A 22923-nucleotide genomic window follows, 5' to 3' on the forward strand; every position below is an offset into this window, starting at 1 on the left:
GGTCAGTTGTAGGTGTAGAAGCCCTCGCCGGTGGCGACGCCCAGCTTGCCGTGGTCGATGTACTCGCTCTTCAGCCAGGCCGCGAGCGCCTGGTCCTCCTCCCCGCCGTGGGCGAGGATGTTGTACGGGGTGGCCAGGCCGATGACATCGGTGATCTGGAAGGGGCCCATCGGCGCTCCCGTGCCGATCCGCCACACGTTGTCGATGTCCTTCGGCTCGGCGTATCCGCCGGCGGCGAGTGCGTACCCGGCGTTGAGGAACGGCACCAGTAGCGAGTTGAGGACGTAGCCGGACTTCTCCTTGTACACGGGGATCGGAACCATCCCGATGTTGCCGGCGAAGGCGACGACCTCGTCGAACACGGCCGGATCGGTGTCGGCGGTGCCCATCACCTCGGCGGTGTTGAACTTCCAGACCCGGTTCGCGAAGTGCAGCGCGAGGAACTTGGCGGGGCGTCCGGTGGAGTCCTTGAGGTCGCTGGGCAGAAGTGTCGACGAGTTCGTTGCGAAGATCGTCTTCTCCGGTGCGAGCTCGCCGAGCCTTCGGTAGGTGTCCTGCTTGATGGACAGTACCTCGGGGATCGCCTCGATGACCAGATCCGCGTCCGCGACCGCGTCGGCGAGGTCGGAGGAGAACCGGACGCGGGTGAGCGCCTCGTCCGCCTTCCCCTCGGCTGCCCCCGCGACTCCGTCGTCCTTGTAGGTGGTGACGAGAGCGTCGAACCGCTTCTTGGCTGCCTCGATGGCGTCGCTGCTGATGTCATATGCGGTGACCTGGAAGCCGCTGTAGGCGGTCTGGAAGGCGATCTGGGTGCCGAGGACTCCGGTTCCCAGGACGGTCACGTGTGTGATGTTGCTCATTGTTCTGTTTCCTTCATTCCTTCTCGGGCGGCGGATCCGGCCGCCGGGGTGTGTGCAGCACGCCGGTCACGATGAGCGTGATCTGACGTCTGAGGTCGTCGATCGCGTCAGCCTCGGGGATGTCCGAGGCCGTCATCCGAGCGATCGCGAGATGAGTGACGGCGAACAGCGAGGATCCTGCGACGCGTGCCTCCCCGTCGCTGAGGGTCGGAGCGGCGCGTCGTAGCGTGTCGGAGAGGGACGCCTCGAGCTCGAAGATCAACGCCATGCCCTCGGCCCGGAACTTCGCGTCGTGAGGGCCGAACAGCAGCTCCCGCTGGTACGCAGCACTGTTCTCCGGCTCACGTGCGGCAGCGACGACGAGCGGGTGCAGGCGGGCGAAGACCGCGGCGGCAGGATCCGGCGTCAACGCCGCACGCGCGGCGCCCTCATCTATCGAGGCCCGGAGTGCCTCGTTGTAGACCATGAGCAGCAACTCGCTCTTGGTCGCTGCGTACCGGAACAAGGTCCCCGCTGCGACCCCGGCCGCGGCGGACACCTCCTGCGTCGTCACTGCGGAGAACCCGCGCGCACGCAACAGGTCGGACGCGGCGCGAAAGATTCGCTCCCGCTTGAGCCGCATGCTCTGCTCGCGGCGGGACTCTATCTCCCGAACGCCCGGGCGCCGTCCGCGCTCTGAAAGCTGCTGCACCTCGCTCACATTAATGAGCGTACTCATTTTCTTGCGGACCGCAAAGGGCGTACGCACACGATCGGCGACAGGCGTGGCCGGTGTTGTGGCTCTTCGCAGTTGAGAGGGTGGGTGGCTGAGCGCGTCGGTCGCCGGATGAAAGTCGAGGCCTTCCGATGATGGAAGTTCTCACACTGACCATCCGCCGGAAGACCTCGACGTGCACCACGCTACCTTCGCGACCCCTGACCTGACCGTCTTCTGCCACCTCGACGAGCTCGGTCTTGTGGCCGTCGGTCAGCTGCTCGAGCCGGATCGCGCGGTGATCGAGTGCCGCGTCGCCGAGCCGGACCCGTGGTGCCGGGGATGCGGTAGCCGGGCGCTCTCGCGCGGGACGGACACGCGGCGTCTCGCCCACGAGACATCCTCGCGTTCTTCGACCGGACCGGCACGTGCAACGGCCCGACCGGGACCGTCAACGGGTGCCTGGAGCGCCTCCGCGGCTCGGCCCTGAACTTCCGGAACCTGACGAACCTCATCCGGTCGAGACAGCTGAGGAAGGCTCCGCCTCGGTGCGCCTGGTGGACACGCACGCTTCCGAATAGCCCTGTGGCTCGCGACCATCCGTGCCAGCGCTGGAGCAAGTTTCGACAAGCCTCCCGCTAGGTCCACCGTTCGGAAGACATTCCTCGCGGGAGACTTCCTCGCAGCAGCTCTTCTCGCCGTTCTGCAGCGGCCCCGCGCGTCGCGAGGCCGCTGCATTCTCACGATCTCAGCCCGCCGAGCTGGTGGACGTGTACAGCGTCATGCCCCAACCCACCGTCGTGCGCTCGGGTTCCGCGAGGCCGGCCGCCTCGAACAGTGCCAGGTGGTCCTCGTGCGTACGACCACCGCCGCCGCTGAGCGCGAAGTCGACGAGATCGTCCTCGTAGTCGTGCTCACCGGCGATGTCGTCGAGCACAGTGCCGAAAACGAGGACCCGGCCGTCCGGATTCAGTCCCGCCGCCGCCTGCTGCAGCACGTGCACGGCGTCGGCATCGGGCAGTTCGTTCAACCGCCCGGTCAGCAGCACCGCGTCGACCGGTTCGGGGCGGGTTTCGAGCATGCTGCCCGGCGTATAGGCGACGCGCTCGTGCTCGCCGTGGACGCGACGCAGGACCTCGATCTCCGACGGCGCGGCCACCACGGTCGCCCGTACCGACGGATTCGCCGTGACGAGGGCGTGGGCGTAGGAACCGGCGGCCTCACCGGAGACCGCGATCGTCGAGACATCGGAGGGCACCTTCGCCGCGAGGGCACTGGCGAAGTAGACGGCCATTTCGGCTTCCTGCTCGTACCGATCCGTCAGGAGAGCGGTGTCGTCTGTGACGCGCTGCGCGAAGCTCTTGCCGAACCGATGTGCGTCGTCCCCGCGACCCGTGCGGACGGCAGCGAGCAGTGCGAGCATGCCCGCCAGTTCCCGCTGCGCGTGCACACCGTCGAGTCGCAGTTCCTCGAGGTGGTGGTCGTCCTCGAGTTCACGGCCGACGCCGGTGAGCCGGAACCGGCCCTCGCCCAGATCCTCGGCCACCCCCACGGCGACGAGATAACGGAGAAGTTTGCCCAGACCGGTGCGGTCGGTCCCTGTCTTGGCCACGAGTTCGTCGAGGGTGCGCGGCGACGCGTCGAAGGCCGTCGCCAGTCCGATGGTCGCTGCGACCCGCAGCGCGAAACCCGGTGCGATCTCGGCCAATTCGTCGAAACGGTCGCGTTCGTCCTCGGTCGTCTCGAAATCGGGCAGGGAGGCGTCGGCCTCCGACACCGCGACTTCCTGACGACGCCAGTAGCCGGTGACCTCCACCTGTTCCTTCGGCAGGCCCTTCTCATTGCGCAGCCACCGCCGGATCGGGGTGAGCGTGAGGGCTTCACCGGCCACCCACGCGAAGACCGTGCCGTCCCACCACTCGGCGGCCCGGAGGGCATCGAACAACAGGGTGGTCGTGCCCGGCTCGGCGCCGTCGCGGCTCAGCCAGGTCAGCTCCACACCGGCGGGAACGGGAAGATCCTGCCGATTCGAGTCGTCGGCGATCTCGACGAAGATCCGGCCGCGTGCACCCTCCGGCCAGTTCTCGAGCCAGCGCCCGATGGCCGGCAGCGCCGTCTCGTCGCCTGCCACGAGCGTCCAGTCCACGCCCTGCGGGTGTCCGGCCGACGACTTCGGTCCGGCGATCTGGATGGTCTCACCGGGTTCCGCGCGGTACGACCAGCTCGACGCGGGACCCACGCCGTGGCGCACGAAGTCCACGTCGATCTCGCCGGCGACCGGATCCCAGCGCCGGACGGTGTAGGTGCGCATGAGCAGCTTCGGATCGCGCGGCCAGTTCACCACGCCGTCGGCCTGGGTGGGGCCGAGGGCCTCGTCGAGTTCGGGATGCTTGAACATCAGCTTGAACTCGTCGTCCACACCGTCGGACCGGAACGCCTCCACCGGGAATCCGTTCGGCGCGACGTGCGCCCGCAACTGTTCGCCCCCGAGGGTCACCCGCCGCATCCCGGGGCTCACGTCCGTCACGCGGAGCACCTTCAGGTACCGCGTGGTGATCGGGAAGACCTCGAGGGGGCGAAGACTACGGGCCATGGGTGCGTTCTCCTCGGCAGGGGATCGTGGACGGCGGAACGACCGGTCTCTCCGCCCGCGCGGTGACCTGCGTTTAGGCGAACCTTACTTCAGAGGGCATTCGTCTGCCGCGACCCGTCCTGGCCCGCGCGACGACCGTTCGCGTACATCTCGTCGACGAGACTGGCGTACCGGGCGAGCACGCGATCCCGGATCGGACGCCCGGCCGGGTCGAGATCGTCGGTCTCCAGCGGCTCGCTCACCGTGACGAAACGGCGGATGCGTTCCCACGGATCCGATCGGGCGTCGAGCTGTTCCAGCGCGGCCGCGACGACCGGTTCCGGCGCGGTGGTGAACACGAGACCGACGCAGTACGGGCGCAGCTCCCCGGCCACGACGAGTTCGCTGCCCGGACACATCCGGCGCCAGCGGTCGGCGAGCGCGGTGGGGCCGACGTACTTTCCGGTGCTGGTCTTGAAGGTGTCCTTGCGGTGCCCTGTCACGACGACGAATCCGTCGGCGTCGATCTCGGCGAGATCGCCCGTGTGGAACCAGCCGTCGGCGTCGAGCGCGGCGGCACTCTCCGCGGGATCGTCGTGGTAACCGGTCATCACTCCGGGACTCCGAATGAGGAGTTCGCCGGTGTCGGCGATCCGGACCTCCGTGCCGCGCAGTGGTCGGCCGACCGTGCCGGGGCGGTGCGCGCCGAGCAGGTTCGCGCACGACGGTCCGGAGGTCTCCGTGATCCCGTAACACTCGAGCACCGGTACACCGAGCTGCTCGAACCGCCGGGCGACGTCTTCGGACAATCGCGCCGATCCGGAGACGACGAAGCGGAGCCGACCCCCGAGCTCGTCCCGTTCCAGCCGGGCGATCTTCTCGAGCACGTGCGGGACCGATCCCAGGAAGGTCGGCCGGACCGTGCGCAGATTCGCGGTGACGCGGTCGGCGCGACCGTCGACGGCGGTGCTCACACCTGCGTGCATGGCCATGAGCAGCAACGACCGGCCGAAGACGTGCGCGAGCGGCAACCACAGCAACTGACGGTCGGACGACGAGATCATCCCGGTCTGCGCGACGGCACGGGCGCCGTAGGTCGTGCTCCGGTGGGTCAGGCACGCGCCCTTGGTGCGGCCGTCCTCGCACGCCGTGTATATCAGCGCGGCCTCGTCGTCCGGGGACAACGCCGCGATCCGTTGCTCCACGACGTCGGGGTCGGTGCGCAGCAGACGGCGCCCTTCGTCGGCGAGCTTGTCGAGTCCGTCGATGCCCAGGACGTCGGTGGCGGCGACCGGCCGGTCGGCGACGGTGAGGACGGTGTGCGCACGCCGGATCTGCGACCGCACCTCGTCGTCGCGGGTCGCCGGGTAGATCGGGACGGTGACGCCGCCCGCGCACGCGATCGCGAGGTCGGCGACGACGGTCCGATAACAGGTCGTCGCGCAGATCGCGACCCGCGATCCAGCTCCCACACCCCGACCGATCAGTCCCGCCGCGAGGTCGAAGACCTCGCGGCGTACGTCCGTCCACGTCGAAGGACGCCACCGTTCACCGTCCGGGCACAGGTAGGCGACGGAGTCGGGGGAGCGGGACACCCGGTCGAGCAGCAGACCCGGCACGGTCGCGGGGAACCCGTCGCGACCGTCGATCGCGGTCGCGGTGCCCGTCGTCGCGCGGGGGTCCGCCACTGTTCGCAGCACCTCCCACGGACGAGGAATCGATGTCGCCCCAGTGATCGGAATGTTACCGCCGGCCGGGGTCCGAGGGGCCGAAGTGGCGCAGTACGCGATGCACGCGTCGGCAGGGGCCGGGGCTCCTCCGGGAAGGCGCCGGTGGACGCCGATATCGTGGGCATGTGAGTCCCGCTGCCCGTCGTCCCGAGGTCCTGATCGCCGAGCTGCGCGACGTCCTCACCGGTCCGCTCGCGGAGATCGCGCAGCGATTCTCCACCTACGTCGACGACCTCGCTCCGCACAGTGCCCTGGTGATCTTCACGAGGGAATGCACCGGCCGGCCACGGAAGGTGGCCGGCGACCCGTCGATCGTCGACCGGGTGACCATCGCCGAGCTGGATCGGGTGCGGAACGACCTCGCCGCGGGGGAGATCCGCCGCGGCAGCTTCCGTCTCGCCGGTCGCGATCGTGAGGTGTGCGCGATCCTCGACAGCACCGACACGCTCCTGGTGCTCGTGCCGCGCGGGGCCCGGGCCACCTCCGCGGCCCTCGATCTCGTGCGGGCGGCGTTCGGCGTGGTCGCCACCGGCATCCGGTTGCAGGTGCACACCGCCAGCCCGGCCTATCTCGCGGAATCGCGGGCCGCCTCGGCGGAGCGGGCCCGCACCGTCGCCGAACTCACCGAATCCCACGCCGTGACCCTCGAGACGATCCTCGCCACACTGCGGTCGAAGGATCTCGACGACACCCGTGCCCGGACCACGGCGCGGGAGACTGCAACCGAGGCCCTGATCGGCCTGCGATCGGCGGTGGACCTGCACCGCGAACTCGCGGAGGAGGCGCTGACCACCGCGTTCGCCCGACTCCACGGCGAGCTGCGCGATCTGGTGCGGCACCGTCCGCTCGACCTGCAGATGGTCGCTCCGCCGGTAGGTGGACGGGGACTGCCCGGCGAGGTCGCGCACGCGGCCCGCGCGATCGCGCGGGGTGCGGTGCTGGCGATGTCCGGTCAGGCCGACGTGACGCGGGTGCGTGTCGCGTGGACCTGCGACGACTCGACCCTGTTGGTGGACGTGCGCGACGACGGCCACGGCGAGATCGACGTCGTCGAACTCGAGCGCCAGCTCCGCGACCGCGTCGAAACCCTCGGCGGTGGAATCGAATCCGAGTCGACGCCCGGTTGGGGGACACGGGTCGCGGTGAGCTTCCCGCTCGACCTGCCGATCGCCGCGACGGACGGCCCCGCTCTCGATGCGCTCGCCGCGCTCGCGCCCCGGGAGATCGAGGTCCTCGAACATCTCGTGGCCGGACGGCGCAACCGCGTCATCGCCGAGCGCCTCGGCGTGAGCGAGTCGACGGTGAAGTTCCACGTGGCCGGCGTACTACGAAAACTCGGCGTCAGCACTCGCGGTGAGGCCGCGGCTCTCGGTGCAGAGGCCGGGGTCCGCGCCGCGGGCTGACGCCGAGTTCTCGGTCGTCGGGTGGCCCGTCGAGGACGGTCAGGCAGCCGGTTCCGGCGACGTGGTCGTCGTCGGGGCGACGGTCGTCGTGGGCGTTCCGGAGGAGGTGGTCGACCCGGCGCCCGTGGTGGTCTCGCCCGTGGCCGGAGTCGTGGTCTCCGACGGGGTGGGGACCGGAGCCGTGGTGGTCACCGGGGTGGGCGTGGCTGCCGTCACGCCCGCTTCGAGTGCCGGCGGGGCCACCGGTGCAGCGGGGTCGCCTGCGGGAGCCGGGACACCGTCGACGGGGGAGGGCATGCTGCTGTCGGCGACCGTCGCATCGTCGGTGACGGTCGAGGACGGCGAGGTCTCCGGCGTGGTGGACGCCTCGGCGGTCTCAGCCTTCGCCGTCTCCTCGACGATCATGAGCACCGTGGCCTTGTCGACCTTGTTCGGATCGATCTTGTTGCCCTCCTTGGCCTCGCGGGCCAGGTGCTCGAGCCAGGCGGCGGCGTACGCGGCGGTCGATGTGCCCTTGCCGTCGATGTCGTCCCAGTAGTCGAAGTGGTGACCGTAGTGGTCCCGAGTCTCTTCGTTGTAGCCGAAGGTCTGGTCGTACGGGTCGGCCAGCACCACCGCGAGGGTGTTCTCGTTGCTCCGGATGAACCCGACGACCTCCTTGACGATCTTCTCCGGCAGGTACGCGAGGTTGGACAGACGCTTCGCGGGGATAGGGGTCTCGGCAGCGTCCTCACCGGTGGCATCCTCGTCGGCGTCGGCGGCCACCGGCGTGGTGGGGCGTGCGGTGGCGGGGTCGTAGCTCGGATCGGAAACCTTGATGAGCACCTCGAGGAAGGTCTCGTCCGACCGCATCCAGTCCGGATTCGCCGAGATGTCGGCGAGGGCGAGCAGAGCGACCCTACCGATGACCTGGGCGAGATCTGCGCCGGTCGCGGGGGTGAGACCCTCGCGTTCGAGTGCATCACCGTTCACTTGGCGGCCCACGTTCGCGAGCAGTTCGATCAGCGCGATGTTCTCGGGTGCCGAACAGGTGAAGTCACCTTCGGAGCAGAACGACGCGACCTTGCCGGCGAGCTCGCCGAAGTCACCGCTGGTGTCGGGAAGCACTCCGCGGCCGGGAACAGGATCCGCACCCGGCTGGTACGGACGGTCGAAGCCGTCGGGGTTCGTGCCGTTCTTCGAACCCGGGAAGAAACCTTCGCCTTCCCTGCGGCCGGCGTCGGAGAGGATGACCACGCCGCTGACGGCGTCGGGATCGATGATGTCCCATTCACCGTCCTCGCCCGGCTTCTGGGTGCCGATCTGCATCGCGGCGCGGCGCGCGACGTCGGCGCCCTCGCTGAAGCCGACAATGGCGAACTGGGTGTCGGGGCAGGACCGCCTGATGGCCTTCATCACCTCGATGGTGTTCTCGGCGCCTTTGTTCACCGCGTTCTCGTAACTCGCGAGGTCGGCGGGGTACTCGATATAGATCGCCGCGTAGCCTTCGCCCGGCGCATGCTCCGACATGGGGGCATTGATCACCGGATCCACCCACATGCTGCCGTAGGCACCCTGCTGGGCAGCGGGAAGGCGATTGCCGTTCTCGTCGACGAGCATCTTCGACTCGTCGCGAGGGATGTCGCCGCGACCGCCGATGCCCAGGCTGACCATGTCGTGACATTCGGTGGTCTTCGCCAGGCCGGCGAGATACGGGTCGGCCACGGTGGGGGTGTCCTGTTGCGGAAGCACGATCGCGGCCGCTGCCACGACTCCGAGCGCGGTGGGGGCGAAGACGCCGGCGAGAATCCGCCGACGCGACAGCGACTTTCGAAGTGCCATGGGCCTCTACCAATCCGTTTCTGACCGAGGAATTGCCGGCCCGCCGAAGTGCGGCGGGTCGTAACGGATTTCGTGAAGGTCGCTCGCAGCGTTACACCGACACGGGTTTACCGAGGTGGCGACGGAGAAATGCCGGCCCGCACGGCGAGCCGCAAGATCCAAGGGAAATACTCTAATCGGACAATTCGAGTTCGCCGCTCAGCGACTGGCCGTTCGGCCGGGTCGGGCCCGCCGAACGATCAGGAGCAGAGCGCCGCGGGAGTGGCTAGGGTCGGAATCACCGGAAGTCGGAAACACCGGACACTGCCGGTCGCATCACGAAACGGAGACAGCATGTCGCAAACAGTCCGCGGAGTCGTCGCTCGCTCGAAGGGAGCGCCCGTCGAGGTCGTGCCCATCGTGATCCCCGATCCCGGACCCGGTGAGGTCGTCGTCGCGATCGCCGCGTGCGGCGTGTGCCACACCGATCTGCACTACCGCGAGGGCGGCATCAACGACGAGTTCCCGTTCCTGCTCGGCCACGAGGCCGCCGGTGTCGTCGAGTCCGTCGGTGAGGGCGTCGACTCGGTCGCCGTCGGCGACTTCGTCGTCCTGAACTGGCGCGCGGTGTGCGGCCAGTGTCGCGCCTGCAAGCGCGGGCAGCCGCAGTACTGCTTCGACACCTTCAATGCCACGCAGAAGATGACGCTCGAGGACGGCACCGAACTCTCCCCGGCGCTGGGCATCGGCGCGTTCGCCGACAAGACCCTCGTCCACGCCGGCCAGTGCACCAAGGTCGACCCGAGCGCCGATCCGGCCGTCGTCGGCCTGCTCGGCTGCGGTGTCATGGCCGGTCTCGGTGCCGCCGTGAACACCGGCGGGGTCACCCGCGGCCAGTCCGTCGCCGTCATCGGCTGCGGCGGTGTCGGCGATGCCGCGATCATGGGAGCGCGCCTGGCGGGTGCCGGCACGATCATCGCCGTCGACCGCGACGACAAGAAGCTCGAGTGGGCCACCGACCTCGGTGCCACCCACACCGTCAACTCGACCTCGACCGACGCGGTCGAGGCGATCAAGGAGCTGACGGGTGGTTTCGGTGCCGACGTCGTCATCGACGCGGTGGGCAGGCCGGAGACCTACAAGCAGGCCTTCTACGCGCGCGACCTCGCCGGCACCGTCGTCCTCGTGGGCGTGCCCACCCCGGACATGACGCTCGAGATGCCGCTGATCGATTTCTTCTCGCACGGCGGCTCGCTCAAGAGCTCGTGGTACGGCGACTGCTTGCCCGAGCGCGACTTCCCGACCTACGTCGACCTGTACCAGCAGGGACGCCTGCCGCTCGAGAAGTTCGTCACCGAGCGCATCGGCATCGACGTCGTCGAGAAGGCGTTCGAGACGATGCACCGCGGTGAGGTCCTCCGTTCGGTGGTGGTCTTGTGAGCACCTCGCCGATCCGCGTCGACCGGGTCGTCACGTCGGGCACCTTCGCGCTCGACGGCGGCGAATGGGAGGTCGACAACAACATCTGGCTCGTCGGCGACGACTCCGAGGTCGTGGTGATCGACGCCGCGCACACCGCGCAGCCGATCATCGACGCCGTCGGTGGACGGAAGGTCGTGGCGATCGTGTGCACGCACGCACACAACGACCACATCACTGTGGCGCCGGAGCTGTCCGAGAAGCTCGACGCGCCGATCCTGCTCAACCCGGCCGACGACGTGCTGTGGGAGATGACCCACCCGGGTGTCGCGCACGGCACACTCGAGGACGGGGAGCGGATCAGCGTCGCCGGCACCGACATCCAGGCGATCGCCACGCCGGGTCACTCGCCGGGCTCGACCTGCCTGTACCTGCCGGAAGCGGGTGAGCTGTTCACCGGCGACACCCTGTTCTCCGGCGGACCGGGCGCGACGGGACGCTCGTTCTCGGACTTCCCGACCATCATCGGGTCGATCCGCGACAAGCTGTTCGTCCTGCCCGCAGAGACGAAGGTGCACACCGGTCACGGCGACGGCACCACGATCGGCACCGAGTCGCCGCATCTCGAGGAATGGATCAAGCGCGGCAGCTGATACTGCCGGTGCGCGGTTCCGGTGGCGGTCGCCGCCGGAACCGCGCACGAGCGCCCCGCTAGTCTCACCATCATGGCGAAGAAGCAGATCCCGGTGATCGTGGTGGCCGGATTTCTCGGCGCGGGGAAGACGACGCTGCTCAACCACCTGCTGCGCAACACCCGCGGTGCGCGGATCGGCGTGATCGTCAACGACTTCGGTTCCGTCAACATCGATTCGATGATGGTCGCGGGGCAGGTCGACTCGATGGTCTCGCTGAGCAACGGATGTCTGTGCTGCGCAGTCGATGTCAGCGACATGGACGCGATGCTCGACAAGCTCGCCCACCGCTCGTCCGATCTCGACGTGATCGTCGTCGAGGCGAGCGGACTCGCCGAGCCCCGCAACATGATCCGGCTCGTCGCCGGTTCGGAGAACGAATACGTCTCCTACGGTGGCCTCGTGCTGGTCGTCGACGCGGTGGAGTTCGACGCGACCGCGGCGCAGCATCCCGAACTCGAACAGCACGTCGCGCTCGCCGATCTGGTGCTGATCAACAAGACCGACCGGATCGACGGCGACACCCACGACGATCTGCTGACCCGCCTGTGCCGGCTCAACTCCCGCGCCGCCGTCGTCTCGACCGACCACGGTCGCATCGACCCGGGGTTGCTGTTCGACATCCCGGAGCGGCCCGGTCCGCAGCTGGGGGAGCAGCTCACCCTCGACCGGTTGCTCTACGAGCAGGACGACCACGAGCACACCCATCTGCACGACGGCTACGACGCGATCACCTTCGAGTCCGCAGATGCACTGCACCCCCGCGTGCTGGTCGATTTCCTCGAGAACCAGCCCGCAGGGGTGTTCCGTATCAAGGGATACGTGCGAGTCGCTGCCGGGTTGGATACCGGCACCTATCTGTTGCACACCGTCGGCGACCACATCCGGTTCGAACCGGCGGGTCGCGGCGACGACGTGCCCGACGGGACGCAGCTCGTCGTCATCGGGGCCGATCTCGACTCCGACGACGTACGCGAGCGCCTACGCCGCTGTGTGCCGACCGAACCGGTGTCCGCGGACGCGATGTACGCGATACACCGCTTCACGCCCCGCTGACGCGGGAGGTCGGTTCACACTCCGTTGACGCGGGAGGTCCGGTCCTTCGGCTCAGCGAGCGGCGGAGGTACGGCGCTGGGGACGACGACGGCCACCGGTGGCAGCTGCGGCGCCCTGACCGGCCGAACGCTGACCGCCGGCCGCGCGCTGCCCACCCGAGGAGCGCTGACCACCGGCGGAACGCTGTCCGCTCGACGAGGAACGCTGACCCGAACCGGAGCCCTGGCGGGGAGCCGACGAACGGCGGCTGCCACCGTTGCGCTGCGGACGCGACGGCGCGGCAGCCTGCTTCGGGGCCGGCGCGACGTACGGCGCGATCTCGCCGACGAGCTTCAGCACGTGCTCGGAATCCGCCGTCACCTTGATGGGGGTGACGTCGATGGCGGCCTTGCGCATGATGGCCGCGAGATCCCTGCGCTGGTCGGGCAGGACGACGGTGACGACGTCGCCGGTGCTGCCGGCGCGGGCCGTGCGACCGGAGCGGTGCAGGTACGCCTTGTGCTCGGCCGGGGGATCGACGTGCACGACGAGTTCGACGTCGTCGACGTGGACACCACGTGCGGCGACGTCCGTCGCCACGAGCACCCGCGCCTCACCCGACGAGAACGCGGCGAGATTGCGGTCGCGGGCGTTCTGGGAGAGGTTGCCGTGCAGGTCCACCGCCGGGATGCCGGAGTCGGTGAGCTGCTTGGCGAGCTTGCGGGCCTGATGCTTGGTGCGCATGAACAGGATTCGGCGACCGGTTCCCGATGCGAGGGTGCGGACGAGGTCCTTCTTCGCATCCATGCCCGCGACGTCGAAGACGTGGTGGGTCATCGCGGCGACGGGGGAGGTGGCCTCGTCGACCGAGTGCATGACCGGGTTCTTCAGGAACCGCTTGACGAGCTTGTCGACGCCGTTGTCCAGGGTGGCCGAGAACAGCAGGCGCTGACCGTCTTTCGGTGTCGCCGTCAGGATGCGGGTGACGCCGGGCAGGAAGCCGAGGTCTGCCATGTGATCGGCCTCGTCGAGCACTGTGACCTCGATGTCGTCGAGCACCACGAACTTCTGGCGCATGAGGTCCTCGAGGCGGCCCGGGCAGGCGATGACGATGTCGACGCCGCGGCGGAGGGCCTCGACCTGGCGCTTCTGCGACACGCCGCCGAAGATCGTGGTGACCTTCAGACCCGACGAATGCGCGAGCGGTTCGATGGCCGCGGCGATCTGGGTCGCCAGTTCGCGGGTGGGAGCCAGGATCAGGCCACGCGGACGGCCTGCCGCCCTGGTGCTCCTGCCTGCGAGGCGAGCGGCGAGCGGGATCGAGAAGGCCAGGGTCTTACCGCTACCCGTGCGTCCGCGTCCGAGCACGTCACGACCGGCGAGGGTGTCGGGGAGGGTGTCCACCTGGATGGGGAAGGGGCTGGTGATCCCGGCGTCGTTCAGCGTGGCGACGAGCGGGCGGGGCACCCCGAGATCGGAGAAAGATGTGGTCATGGAACAGCGCTGCCTTTCGATGCGGCGTGTGTGCACTCGACGGACCGTGTGCCCGTGGTGCTGTGCGATCGCCGCAAGGAAGGCCGGTGCATCTGTGCGTACTGCATCTGTGCATGCGGGCCGGGCACGATCCCGGGCCGCCGGTATCCCACGACGGTGGGCGTCGTCGTGACGCCCGAACCATCTCACCCTACCGCACGGGGTGCGTCAGTCCCTGATGTGACTACAGACCCACCCACTCCGAGGCACCCTCGGTGAAGTGCTGACGCTTCCAGATCGGCACTTCGGCCTTGATGCGTTCGACCAGTTCGGCGCAGGTGGCGAAGGCTTCTGCGCGGTGTGGGGCGGCGACCGCCGCGACCAGCGCGAGATCGCCGATGGTGAGATCGCCCACTCGGTGCACCGCCGCGACCGGGAGCCCGGACTTCGCCGCGACGTCCTCGCAGCACCGCCGCAGGAACGTTTCGGCATCCGGATGTGCCTGGTACTGCAGCGCGGTCACCGACTGTCCACCGTCGTGATTGCGGACGACACCGGTGAAGAGCACCACCGCACCGTGTTCGGCGCCTGCCACCGCGGCGTCCACCGTTGCGGGATCGAGCGGTTCCGAGGAGATCCGGGCCAGTAGTTCACTCATGAGCGCCGCCTCCTGCGACTTGTGCCAACAGATGGTCGAGGATCGGGTCGAGGGCGGCGAGACCGTCCTTCACCCCGCCGGGCGAGCCGGGCAGGTTCACGACGACCGTGTGGCCGACGAGACCGGCGACGCCGCGCGAGAGCACGGCGTGCGGGGTGGCCTCGAGTCCGCGCTGCCGGATCGACTCCGCGATGCCGGGCAGTTCACGATCGAGCAGGGCGAGAGTCGCTTCGGGGGTCGCGTCTGTCGGCGACGCCCCGGTTCCGCCGGTCGTCACGACCAGGGCAGGGCCCGGACGGACCGCGTCGGCGAGACCGGCTGCGATGTCGGCGTCCGCGTGGACGAGGGGACCGCGGACCGCGAATCCCTTGTCCTCGAGCCACGACCGGATGAGCGGTCCGGTGCGGTCCTCGCGGGTGCCCGCGGCGACACCGGTCGACGCGACGACCACGGCGGCGGAGCGTCCGGTCTTCTCCACGGGCTGTTCGCCGGCCCCGGGGGTCCCGTCCCGGCCGGGTGCGTCGTCACGGGTCCAGTGGCCGCGCTTGCCGCCCTCCTTGGAGATCAGCCGCACGCCGTCGAGAACGGCGGCCGGATCCACGGCCTTGACCATGTCGTGCAGGGTCAGGCCGGCGACGGCGACCGCGGTGAGCGCCTCCATCTCGACTCCGGTCGGGCCCTTGGTCTTCGCGGTGGCCTCGATCGTGATCGAGGTGTCGGTGAAGTCGAACATCACCTTCACCGACGACAGCGCCAGCTGGTGGCACAGGGGGATGAGCTCCCAGGTGCGTTTCGCCGCCGCGATGCCGGCGATGCGGGCCGTGGCCAGGACGTCGGCCTTGGGCATGTCGTCGGCGCGGACGAGCGCGACCACCTCGGGAGTGGTGACGAGTTCGCCTGCCGCCACGGCGATCCGTGTGGTGTCGGTCTTCGAGGAGACGTCCACCATGCGGGCGCGTCCCTGGTCGTCCAGGTGGCTGAGGTCGGTCACAGGATCCGTACTTTCACGAGGTCTCCGGCTTCGAGGGAAGTGGTGTCGGCGGGGATGTCGAGGAGCACGTCGGCGGCGGCGAGTCCGGCGACGAGATGCGACCCGTGCCCGCGGAAGGGGGTCACCCCCTTCTCGTCGAGTCGCCCGCGCAGGAACTGCCGGCGTCCCGGGATCGACGTGAGATCCTCGGTGAGCGGCAAGCTCTCGCACACGACGGGCGGATAGCCGGCGGCGGCCCGCAGTGCGGGTCGCGCGAACACCTCGAACGAGACGAGCGCGCTGACAGGATTGCCGGGGAAGGTCAGGATCGGCACGCCGTCGACCACGGCGGTGCCCTGAGGGCCGCCCGGCTGCATCGCCACCGAGACGAACTGCCCGCCCCGCGGCGCGAGCGTGTCCTTCACGACCTCGAAGTCGCCCTTCGACACTCCGCCGGAGGTGAACACGACGTCGGCGACGCCCACGGCATGTTCGAGCATCGTCACGAACTCCTCCGGATCGTCGTGGCAGTGGTCGATGGTCACGACGTCGGCACCGTTGGCCGACGCGCTCGCGGCCAGCGCCGGTCCGTTCGAGTTGAAGATCTGGCCCGGCCCGAGTTCGCTCCCGGCCGTGACGAGTTCGCTGCCGGTCGAGATGATCGCGACCCGCGGCCGTGCACGGACGGGGATCGAGGTGAGGCCGACGGCGGCGAGCGCGGCGATGTGTCGGGCGGCGAGGACCGTGCCCGCGGGAAGCAGCAGATCGCCCTTGCGGACGTCGGTTCCCGCCTCACGCACATAGGTTCCGGGCGTGACGCTGCGCTCGACGGTCACGCTGCCGGCGCCGTCCGAGTCGGGGGTGGTCGCACGGGTGTCCTCGACCGGGACGACGGCGTCGGCGCCGTCCGGGACGGGAGCGCCCGTCATGATCTTCAGCGCGTGCCCCGGTTCGAGTGCCGCGACGGTGTCGCCCGCGGCCAGCACGCCTTGGACGGGCAGGTCGGCGGGGGTCGACGCGAGATCGCCGGCGCGGACGGCGTAGCCGTCCATCTGGGAGTTGCGGAAGGGTGGCAGGTCCAGCGGCGACTCGACGTCCTCCGTGAGGGTGCGGTGCAGCGCGTGCGCGAGCGGCACACGCAACGGGCTCTTCTTCCGCAACGGGTCGAGCAACGCCGCCACGTGCTGTTCGTGTTCCTCCACGGACCGCCTGCCGCTCGTCATGCCGCCATCCTAGGCACACGAGGGCCGTGCCCCGCCGCCCACGACGCGCCGCGTGTGCCCCGTCTGTCCGGATGCGATGTCACGATCGGCGGTTGTGGGCATACTGGGCTGTATGAAAGCGATGGTCGTATGACAGCGGTGGACATGGGCATCCCGGTCGTGCGCGATCGCGCAGACGACGTGTCCGATCGGCCCGACGTGCCCGAGCTTCTCGATCGCTTCGGTCGCATCGCCCGCGACCTGCGCGTGTCCCTCACCGAGAAGTGCTCGTTGCGCTGCACCTACTGCATGCCGGCCGAGGGACTTCCCGAGATTCCGCGCGACCAGCTGCTCGCGAGCGCTGAGATCGTCCGTCTGGTGGGCATCGCGACCGCTCGGCTCGGTGTCCACGAGGTGCGCTTCACCGGTGGGGAACCGCTCATGCGCCGCGATCTCGAGGAGATCGTCGCCGGATGCGCGCAGCAGACCCCGGGGCTGCCGATCGCGCTGACCACCAATGCGGTCGGTCTCCGGCACCGTGCGCGGGCGCTGGCGGACGCCGGACTGACCCGCGTGAACATCTCCCTCGACACCATCGACCGCGAGCACTTCGCGCGGCTCACGCGCCGCGACCGGCTCGAGTCGGTGCTCGACGGCATCCGCGCCGCGGTGGCCGCCGGACTGGGACGGGTCAAGGTCAACGCCGTCCTGATGCCGGAGACCCTCGAGGGCGCGGCCGACCTGCTCGCGTGGTGCCTCGACGAGGGCGTGGAACTGCGGTTCATCGAGCAGATGCCTCTCGACGCCGATCAGAACTGGGCGCGCTCGCAGATGGTGCCGGCCCAGCAGTTGCTCGACGTGCTCGGGCAGCGGTTCTCGCTCACGGAGACCGAACGCGAGGACCCGTCCGCGCCGGCCGAACGCTGGCTCGTCGACGGCGGACCGGCGACCGTCGGGATCATCGCGTCGGTGACGCGGTCGTTCTGCAGCGACTGCGACCGCACGCGGTTGACGGCCGAGGGAACGGTCCGGTCCTGCCTGTTCAGCGACCGGGAGACCGATTTGCGTGCTGCCCTGCGGGGTGGCGCCACCGACGACGAACTCGCCGCGCTGTGGCGCGGGGCGATGTGGAACAAGTGGGCCGGACACGGCATGGACGCGGCGGACTTCGCGCCGCCGCAGCGGAGCATGGGAGCTATCGGTGGCTGAGGTGACGACCGGGATCGAGGTGCGGTACTTCGCGGCCGCAGCGGATGCGGCCGGACGCGAGAAGGACACGATCGACCTGCCGGAGGGCGCCGATCTCGGCGCGCTGCGTGCCGTGCTCGTCGATCGTTACGGGGCCGGCATGGAGCGGGTCCTGTCGGTGGCGGCCTTCCTGCTCGAACCCGGTGACGGCGGCACGGGCGAACTCACCCGGGACCTCGGCCGACCGGCCGGGTCCCGAGTGGACGTCCTGCCGCCCTTCGCGGGTGGTTAATCCTCGCGCCACCAGGTGTCGAAGGGCGCCACGGGCATCACGCGCTTGTGTCGCGTGTCGAGGAACTTGGTCTCGAGGCGCTTGGCGAGGTCGTCCGTGACGTCCTTGCCCTCGAGATAGTCGTCGATCTCGCTGTAGGTCATGCCGAGCGCTTCCTCGTCGGGCAGCGCGGGACGGTCGTCCTCGAGATCGGCGGTGGGGATCTTGATCCAGGTGCTCTCGGGTGCGTCGAGTTCGCGCAGCAGCGCCGCACCCTGCCGCTTCGTCAGACCGGCCAGGGGAGTGATGTCGACGCCGCCGTCGCCGTACTTGGTGTAGAAGCCGGTCACCGCTTCGGCGGCGTGGTCGGTGCCGACCACGAGGTAGCCGAGTTCTCCGGCGATCGCGTACTGGATCATCATGCGTTCGCGGGCCTTGATGTTGCCGCGCACGAAGTCGCGCAGACGCGTCTCGGTGCCGTACAGCGCGCGAGCTGCTTCCGAGGCGGTCGCGTCGGCGCCGGGCTTCACATCCACACCGAGAGTGCGGTCGGCTCCGATGAATTCCAGTGCGACGAGGGCGTCGTGCTCGTCGGCCTGCTTGCCGTAGGGCAGGCGGACCGCGACGAACTCCGCCGTGTGGCCCTCGGCGCGGAGCTTCTCCGCGGCGAGCTGGGCGAGCTTGCCGGCGAGTGTGCTGTCCTGCCCGCCGCTGATGCCGAGCACGAATCCCTTCGCGGGAGTGCTGCGCAGGTAGTCGGCGAGAAACTGCACCCGAGCGTCGATCTCGGCGCGCGGGTCGATGGAGGGTTTCACCCCGAGTTCTTCGATGATCCGATCGCGAAGGTTCGTCATCTTCACGACCCTAGCGTTCCCGTGTTACTGCTGCGATACAACGGCGAAGAGGGCGGGGCGAAGAGGGTGGGGCGAAGAGTGCGGTCGGGCAGACTCTTCGGGGTGAGCACCGGAGACGTCTTCCGCAAACACGACCCGCACGCGCATCCGGATTTCTTCCGGGCCGAGGCGGCCGGTCTGGCCTGGCTCGCCGAGGCCGGTATGCCGGTGGCGGCGGTGCGGTCGGTGAGCGAGCACCACATCGAACTCGAGCGGATCGCCGAGGCATCCCCGTCCGTCGAGTCCGCACGGGAGTTCGGTGCCGCACTCGCCCGGATGCACGACGTGGGCGCCGCCGGTTTCGGTGCGGCACCCGACGATTACGACGGGCAGCTGTTCATCGGCCGCCGCCCCATGAGCCGCACCGTGCACGACACCTGGGGATCGTTCTACGTCGCAGAGCGGGTGCTGCCCTTCCTGCGCATCGCGGTCGAGGCGGGCAGCGTCACCGACCGTCAGTGCCACGACATCGAGGCCTCCTGCGATCTCGTCGCCGCGGGAGCCTTCGACGACGAAGATCCGCCCGCGCGTCTGCACGGAGACCTGTGGAACGGCAACGTGCTGTGGTCGCCGCGCGGTGTCGTCCTCATCGACCCGGCCGCGCACGGCGGCCACCGCGAAACGGATCTGGCGATGCTCGCGCTCTTCGGTTGCCCGCACCTGGGCCGGGTCGTCGAGGGCTACGAGTCGGCGCATCCGCTACGCGTCGGGTGGGAGCATCGGGTGCCCGTGCACCAGCTGCATCCACTGGCGGTGCACGCCGCGGGATACGGTGCCGGGTACGGGCGGGAGCTGCACCGGGCGGCACTCGCGACCCTCGAACTCGGAGGCAGTACGTGAACGGGATCCTCGTCGTATCCGCAACCCGCGCCGAGGCGGCGCACGTCCCGGAACGATACGAGACGGTGATCACCGGGATCGGGAAGGTCGACGCAGCGGTGGCCGTCACCGCGACGCTCGCGGCGTATCCGGCCGACGCGCGACCGCTCGTCGTGAACATCGGCACCGCCGGCGCATTGCACACCCACCACTCGGGACTGTTCCTGCCGTCCGCCGCGATCAACCACGACATCAGCAGCGAGATCCTGAAGAGCCTCGGTCACCCCGTGCAGGACGTCGTGCAGATCGACGACGGCGACGGCAGCGTGCTCGCCACCGGCGATTCGTTCGTCTCGGACGCCGAGATCCGCGACGCGCTGTCCGCGCGCGCCGATCTTGTCGACATGGAGGGTTTCGCAGTTGCCTACGCCGCCCGCCGCATGGGCGCGCCGTGCCGACTCGTCAAGCACGTGAGCGACCGGGCCGACGATTCGGCGCTCGACTGGCCGAAGCAGGTCGACCGCAGCGCACAGGAACTCGCCCGCTGGCTCGTCGAGCGTTACTGAACGATTCGCTGTCGAACGATCTCAGCGCCCGTCCGTACGTTCGGTGAGGGTGACGGTCACCGCGCCGGTGGTCAGGGTGAGCACCTCCCCGTCGAGAGCCCACCGGGGTGTGCCCGCGAACAGCGTCCGTACCCAGTCGTCGGCGCCGTCGCGCGGGGGAGGACACGCCATCCTCGTGGACGCGAGCGTCCCGGCGCGGATCCTGCCCCCGGACAGGTCGGCGGTGCCGGTGAACCGGTTGCACCCGGCGGACGCCGCGACCCGCTCCCGAGCGGGGAACGACAACTGGAGCGGACCGCCGCCGGGGATCGGCCGCCCCTCGACCTCGGTCGAGACGTAACGGCGACCGATCGGGTCGGACGGCGACGACCCGAACACTCCGCACCCGGACAGCAGCGCACCCAGTGCGAGGACGACGACCACGCGGACTGCTCCCGGCATGGGTCTCACGGTACCGAGGAGGAATCAGCGGGCCGTGAACTCCAGTCCGTCGGTGCCGTTCGCCGCGGTGAGGGTCATCGACGAGCCCTGGACGATGTAGGTGGTCTCACCTGCGAGCACGTTCAGGACGTGCGTCTCGATGTCGGCGAGCTCGGGATCAGCGCAGGCCGCGCGGGTCATGGTGAGCGGTTCGAACAGGATGACATCGTCGCCGACCTCGGCGCTGCCGCCGAACTCGTTGCACCCCGTGTTCCCGGTGAGGGTGCCGTCGTCGGACAGGGTGAGTGTCGGCGCGGCGTTCTCCAGCGCAACCGACCTGACGACGGCGTCGGCGGTGCGCAGCGAGGTCACCACCCACTCGGTCCCGGTGATCGGCAGGTCGGGGTCGACCACCTTCTCGTCCTGGAGCGAGACCGTGATGTCGTCGCCGGTGAGCGTGAAGGTGTTCCCGTCGAGCGACCAGCGCGGCTCGGCGTCGAACAGCGTGGTGAGCCAGGCATCGGCTCCCTCGCGTTCCGGCAGGCAGGCCATCATCGTGCTCGCCAGGTCCGACGCCTTCACTCTGCCCTCGGAGAGGTCGACGCCGCCGACGAAGCGGTTGCAGCCGGCAGTCGCCGAGATGCGTCCGTCCTCCGGGAACTCGACGACCATGGGTCCGGCGCCCGGAATCTGCGTGCCGCTCACGCTCGTCGAGACGAAGGTGCGGCCGGTGAGGTCCTCCGCGGAGTTGCCGTCGGCCGAATCCGAATCGGTGCTGCACGCGGCGGCCACCGCTGCCAGGGAGACCAGTGCGAGCACCCGGAATGTGCGAATCATGCCGTTACGGTACGGCGCTCGACCCGGATTTGCGGCTACCTCGACCGGTCACGACACGGTGTGCGAGTTCGGCCCAGTTGTCGGCGAGTCGGCGGAGCGGATGTCCCAGCTCGCGCCACTGGTGGAGCACGAGGGTGGCCTCGAGCGACGCGACCAGCGAGGTCGCCAGCAATCGGGTGTCGCCGGTGACTCCGGCGGCACGCAGCAGTGCGTCGACGTGGGCGAGCGAGACCAGGTGGGCGGGAGCGGTGTAGTGGGAGTCGGTGGCGGATTCGGCCGCGCGGAGCAGTTCGCCCTGCACCTCGACGAGTTCGATGCGTGCACGACCGAAGGCGATGAGCCGGTCCAGGGCCTCGGCGTCGGGGCCGAGCGGTGGCGGGCCGAACAGGAAGCCCTGCTGGAACTCGCGCTCGCTGTGGTCGAGCAGTGCCCGGACGAGCCCGGCGCGGGAGCCGAACCTGCGGAAGACGGTGCCCTTGCCGACCCCGGCCCGCGCCGCGACGGCGTCCATCGTCACGGCATCGACGCCGCGCTCGGCGACGAGCAGGGCGGCGGCGTCGAGCAGACGGGAACGATTGCGCGCTGCGTCGCCCCGTTCGGAGAGTCGTTCGTCCGCCAGGGGGAGAGCCCGGCTGTTCGCCGCAGACAGCGCCCGACCGTCCGCGTGCGGGAGGGGGCGAGTGTTCACAAGGTCACACTCTAGCGGGGCAGGGAATAAAGCGGACCGTGGTCCGTTTAAAATTGCGTAGTCAACCACTTCGACCCGAGGATGTTCCCATGACCCGAGTTCTCGCCCTCGTCGGCAGCCTGCGTGACGGCTCCGTCTCCCGCCAGCTCGCCGAGACCGCCGCGGCGGTTGCTGCCGAGAACGTCGAGGTGACCCTCTACGAGGGCCTCGCCGACGTTCCCTTCTACAACGAGGATCTCGACGGCGAGGCTGCCCCCGCTGCTGCCGTGGCTCTGCGCGACGCCGCTGCCGAGGTCGATGCCGTGCTGATCGTCACGCCCGAGTACAACGGCACCGTCTCCGCGGTGCTCAAGAACGCCGTCGACTGGCTGTCGCGCCCCTACGGTGCCGGCGCACTGAGCGACAAGCCCGTCGCCATCGTCAGCCAGTCGCCCAGCCAGAACGCTGCGAAGTGGGCGCTCGAGGACGCGGTCAAGGTCGTCGGAATCGCCGGCGGCAAGGTCGTCGACGGCGGCTCGCTGTCGGTCGGCGAAACCTTCGGCAAGTTCGGCGGCGAGCACGCCAAGGAGCACGCCGAGACCGCGCAGCAGGTCGCAACGGTCGTCGCCGCACTGGCCGACGCCACCAAGGTGCTCGCCGACGCCTGATCGAGACGTCCGTCGTCCCTGCCGGTACCGCCGGCACCGAGAGCGGCCGGCGGACCGACCGACACCCCCGGTGCCGGAGACCCGCG

The 22923-nt window shown here is 69.5% G+C and carries 22 protein-coding genes and 1 pseudogene; 10 read left to right on the forward strand and 13 right to left on the reverse strand.

The window, feature by feature from the left end; translation table 11 throughout:
• Positions 1-2 precede the first annotated feature (2 nt).
• A complete protein-coding gene (locus NVV99_RS17620; RefSeq protein ID WP_024101447.1) occupies positions 3-860 on the reverse strand; it encodes a 3-hydroxyacyl-CoA dehydrogenase in 858 nt (285 codons plus the stop codon).
• A gap of 13 nt (positions 861-873) precedes the next feature.
• Positions 874-1560 carry a TetR/AcrR family transcriptional regulator gene (locus tag NVV99_RS17625; protein WP_242411734.1) on the reverse strand — a complete coding sequence of 229 codons (687 nt, stop codon included), beginning with the start codon at positions 1558-1560 and terminating at the stop codon, positions 874-876.
• Positions 1561-1750: 190 nt separating this feature from the next.
• Here NVV99_RS17625 and NVV99_RS17630 point away from each other — a divergent pair.
• A pseudogene (locus tag NVV99_RS17630) lies at positions 1751-1951 on the forward strand (ISL3 family transposase); the annotation flags it as partial.
• Positions 1952-2302: 351 nt separating this feature from the next.
• On the opposite strand, the gene NVV99_RS17635 reads toward NVV99_RS17630, so the two are convergent.
• On the reverse strand, positions 2303-4147 hold the full coding sequence (locus NVV99_RS17635; protein WP_024101445.1) for a siderophore-interacting protein: 1845 nt from the start codon (positions 4145-4147) through the stop codon (positions 2303-2305).
• Positions 4148-4236: 89 nt separating this feature from the next.
• Positions 4237-5814, reverse strand: a complete 1578-nt coding sequence (locus NVV99_RS17640) for a long-chain fatty acid--CoA ligase (RefSeq protein WP_024101444.1) — start codon at positions 5812-5814, stop codon at positions 4237-4239.
• A gap of 167 nt (positions 5815-5981) precedes the next feature.
• On the opposite strand from NVV99_RS17640, the gene NVV99_RS17645 reads away from it, so the two are divergent.
• A complete protein-coding gene (locus tag NVV99_RS17645) occupies positions 5982-7259 on the forward strand; it encodes a LuxR C-terminal-related transcriptional regulator (protein WP_024101443.1) in 1278 nt (425 codons plus the stop codon).
• 39 nt (positions 7260-7298) lie between these two features.
• Here the strand turns inward: NVV99_RS17645 and NVV99_RS17650 are convergent, their stop codons facing one another.
• Positions 7299-9080 carry a cutinase family protein gene (locus tag NVV99_RS17650; RefSeq protein WP_024101442.1) on the reverse strand — a complete coding sequence of 594 codons (1782 nt, stop codon included), beginning with the start codon at positions 9078-9080 and terminating at the stop codon, positions 7299-7301.
• Positions 9081-9413: 333 nt separating this feature from the next.
• Here NVV99_RS17650 and NVV99_RS17655 point away from each other — a divergent pair, with 333 nt between their 5' ends.
• The 3 genes from NVV99_RS17655 (at position 9414) to NVV99_RS17665 (ending at position 12226) form a co-directional block, all read left to right on the forward strand.
• Entirely contained in the window at positions 9414-10499 is a 1086-nt protein-coding gene (locus NVV99_RS17655; RefSeq protein WP_260782959.1) for an S-(hydroxymethyl)mycothiol dehydrogenase, read from the forward strand.
• Positions 10496-11131 carry an MBL fold metallo-hydrolase gene (locus tag NVV99_RS17660; protein ID WP_041803406.1) on the forward strand — a complete coding sequence of 212 codons (636 nt, stop codon included), beginning with the start codon at positions 10496-10498 and terminating at the stop codon, positions 11129-11131. Before NVV99_RS17655 ends, NVV99_RS17660 begins: the two co-directional genes overlap by 4 nt.
• Before the next feature lie 72 nt (positions 11132-11203).
• On the forward strand, positions 11204-12226 hold the full coding sequence (locus tag NVV99_RS17665; RefSeq protein ID WP_024101439.1) for a GTP-binding protein: 1023 nt from the start codon (positions 11204-11206) through the stop codon (positions 12224-12226).
• A gap of 51 nt (positions 12227-12277) precedes the next feature.
• On the opposite strand, the gene NVV99_RS17670 is transcribed toward NVV99_RS17665, so the two are convergent.
• The 4 genes from NVV99_RS17670 to glp form a co-directional block, all read right to left on the reverse strand.
• Positions 12278-13699, reverse strand: coding sequence for a DEAD/DEAH box helicase (locus tag NVV99_RS17670; RefSeq protein ID WP_024101438.1), 1422 nt, complete (start codon positions 13697-13699; stop codon positions 12278-12280).
• 223 nt (positions 13700-13922) lie between these two features.
• Complete coding sequence (locus NVV99_RS17675; protein WP_024101437.1) at positions 13923-14336, reverse strand: molybdenum cofactor biosynthesis protein MoaE; 414 nt, start codon at positions 14334-14336, stop codon at positions 13923-13925.
• Complete coding sequence (gene moaCB / locus NVV99_RS17680) at positions 14329-15327, reverse strand: bifunctional molybdenum cofactor biosynthesis protein MoaC/MoaB (protein WP_024101436.1); 999 nt, start codon at positions 15325-15327, stop codon at positions 14329-14331. The genes NVV99_RS17675 and moaCB overlap by 8 nt, the downstream gene beginning before the upstream one ends.
• Positions 15324-16529, reverse strand: a complete 1206-nt coding sequence (gene glp / locus NVV99_RS17685; RefSeq protein ID WP_041803405.1) for a gephyrin-like molybdotransferase Glp — start codon at positions 16527-16529, stop codon at positions 15324-15326. The genes moaCB and glp overlap by 4 nt, the downstream gene beginning before the upstream one ends.
• A gap of 129 nt (positions 16530-16658) precedes the next feature.
• Here glp and moaA point away from each other — a divergent pair, with 129 nt between their 5' ends.
• Positions 16659-17717 carry a GTP 3',8-cyclase MoaA gene (gene moaA / locus NVV99_RS17690; RefSeq protein WP_024101434.1) on the forward strand — a complete coding sequence of 353 codons (1059 nt, stop codon included), beginning with the start codon at positions 16659-16661 and terminating at the stop codon, positions 17715-17717.
• Positions 17710-17988 carry a MoaD/ThiS family protein gene (locus NVV99_RS17695; protein WP_024101433.1) on the forward strand — a complete coding sequence of 93 codons (279 nt, stop codon included), beginning with the start codon at positions 17710-17712 and terminating at the stop codon, positions 17986-17988. The genes moaA and NVV99_RS17695 overlap by 8 nt, the downstream gene beginning before the upstream one ends.
• On the opposite strand, the gene nadE is transcribed toward NVV99_RS17695, so the two are convergent.
• Positions 17985-18821 carry an ammonia-dependent NAD(+) synthetase gene (nadE, locus tag NVV99_RS17700; protein WP_024101432.1) on the reverse strand — a complete coding sequence of 279 codons (837 nt, stop codon included), beginning with the start codon at positions 18819-18821 and terminating at the stop codon, positions 17985-17987. The two genes, NVV99_RS17695 and nadE, sit on opposite strands and share 4 nt — an antisense overlap.
• Before the next feature lie 102 nt (positions 18822-18923).
• Between nadE and NVV99_RS17705 the strand changes: the two genes are divergently transcribed.
• Together NVV99_RS17705 and NVV99_RS17710 are read left to right on the forward strand one after the other, a co-directional pair.
• Positions 18924-19700, forward strand: coding sequence for a fructosamine kinase family protein (locus NVV99_RS17705; RefSeq protein WP_242411733.1), 777 nt, complete (start codon positions 18924-18926; stop codon positions 19698-19700).
• Entirely contained in the window at positions 19697-20245 is a 549-nt protein-coding gene (locus tag NVV99_RS17710; protein WP_024101430.1) for a nucleosidase, read from the forward strand. The genes NVV99_RS17705 and NVV99_RS17710 overlap by 4 nt, the downstream gene beginning before the upstream one ends.
• A 21-nt stretch (positions 20246-20266) precedes the next feature.
• Here NVV99_RS17710 and NVV99_RS17715 read toward each other — a convergent pair whose 3' ends face one another.
• From NVV99_RS17715 to NVV99_RS17725, 3 genes are read right to left on the reverse strand one after another with little or no spacing between them, the layout of a single operon-like run.
• Positions 20267-20686 (reverse strand): META domain-containing protein, encoded by a 420-nt coding sequence (locus NVV99_RS17715; RefSeq protein WP_024101429.1) that lies wholly within the window; start codon positions 20684-20686, stop codon positions 20267-20269.
• A gap of 24 nt (positions 20687-20710) precedes the next feature.
• Positions 20711-21502: an META domain-containing protein gene (locus NVV99_RS17720; RefSeq protein WP_024101428.1), complete on the reverse strand. Its 792-nt coding sequence runs from the start codon at positions 21500-21502 to the stop codon at positions 20711-20713.
• A gap of 4 nt (positions 21503-21506) precedes the next feature.
• Complete coding sequence (locus tag NVV99_RS17725) at positions 21507-22151, reverse strand: TetR/AcrR family transcriptional regulator (RefSeq protein WP_024101427.1); 645 nt, start codon at positions 22149-22151, stop codon at positions 21507-21509.
• A 128-nt stretch (positions 22152-22279) separates the two neighbouring features.
• Here NVV99_RS17725 and NVV99_RS17730 point away from each other — a divergent pair, with 128 nt between their 5' ends.
• Positions 22280-22837 (forward strand): NAD(P)H-dependent oxidoreductase, encoded by a 558-nt coding sequence (locus NVV99_RS17730; protein ID WP_024101426.1) that lies wholly within the window; start codon positions 22280-22282, stop codon positions 22835-22837.
• The last annotated feature ends 86 nt before the right edge of the window (positions 22838-22923 follow it).

The organism is Rhodococcus sp. PAE-6 (assembly GCF_025290685.1).
GTDB lineage: Bacteria > Actinomycetota > Actinomycetes > Mycobacteriales > Mycobacteriaceae > Rhodococcus > Rhodococcus pyridinivorans.

What these genes read in the sequence shown, in the direction of transcription:
- NVV99_RS17635 (WP_024101445.1), bottom strand. Translation starts at nt 4,147, where the DNA reads ATGGCCCGTAGTCTTCGCCCCCTCGAGGTCTTCCCGATCACCACGCGG.
- moaA (WP_024101434.1), top strand. Translation starts at nt 16,659, where the DNA reads ATGACAGCGGTGGACATGGGCATCCCGGTCGTGCGCGATCGCGCAGAC.
- NVV99_RS17675 (WP_024101437.1), bottom strand. Translation starts at nt 14,336, where the DNA reads ATGAGTGAACTACTGGCCCGGATCTCCTCGGAACCGCTCGATCCCGCA.
- NVV99_RS17730 (WP_024101426.1), top strand. Translation starts at nt 22,280, where the DNA reads ATGACCCGAGTTCTCGCCCTCGTCGGCAGCCTGCGTGACGGCTCCGTC.
- NVV99_RS17720 (WP_024101428.1), bottom strand. Translation starts at nt 21,502, where the DNA reads ATGATTCGCACATTCCGGGTGCTCGCACTGGTCTCCCTGGCAGCGGTG.
- NVV99_RS17620 (WP_024101447.1), bottom strand. Translation starts at nt 860, where the DNA reads ATGAGCAACATCACACACGTGACCGTCCTGGGAACCGGAGTCCTCGGC.
- NVV99_RS17650 (WP_024101442.1), bottom strand. Translation starts at nt 9,080, where the DNA reads ATGGCACTTCGAAAGTCGCTGTCGCGTCGGCGGATTCTCGCCGGCGTC.
- NVV99_RS17655 (WP_260782959.1), top strand. Translation starts at nt 9,414, where the DNA reads ATGTCGCAAACAGTCCGCGGAGTCGTCGCTCGCTCGAAGGGAGCGCCC.
- NVV99_RS17670 (WP_024101438.1), bottom strand. Translation starts at nt 13,699, where the DNA reads ATGACCACATCTTTCTCCGATCTCGGGGTGCCCCGCCCGCTCGTCGCC.
- glp (WP_041803405.1), bottom strand. Translation starts at nt 16,529, where the DNA reads ATGACGAGCGGCAGGCGGTCCGTGGAGGAACACGAACAGCACGTGGCG.
- NVV99_RS17665 (WP_024101439.1), top strand. Translation starts at nt 11,204, where the DNA reads ATGGCGAAGAAGCAGATCCCGGTGATCGTGGTGGCCGGATTTCTCGGC.
- NVV99_RS17715 (WP_024101429.1), bottom strand. Translation starts at nt 20,686, where the DNA reads ATGCCGGGAGCAGTCCGCGTGGTCGTCGTCCTCGCACTGGGTGCGCTG.
- nadE (WP_024101432.1), bottom strand. Translation starts at nt 18,821, where the DNA reads ATGACGAACCTTCGCGATCGGATCATCGAAGAACTCGGGGTGAAACCC.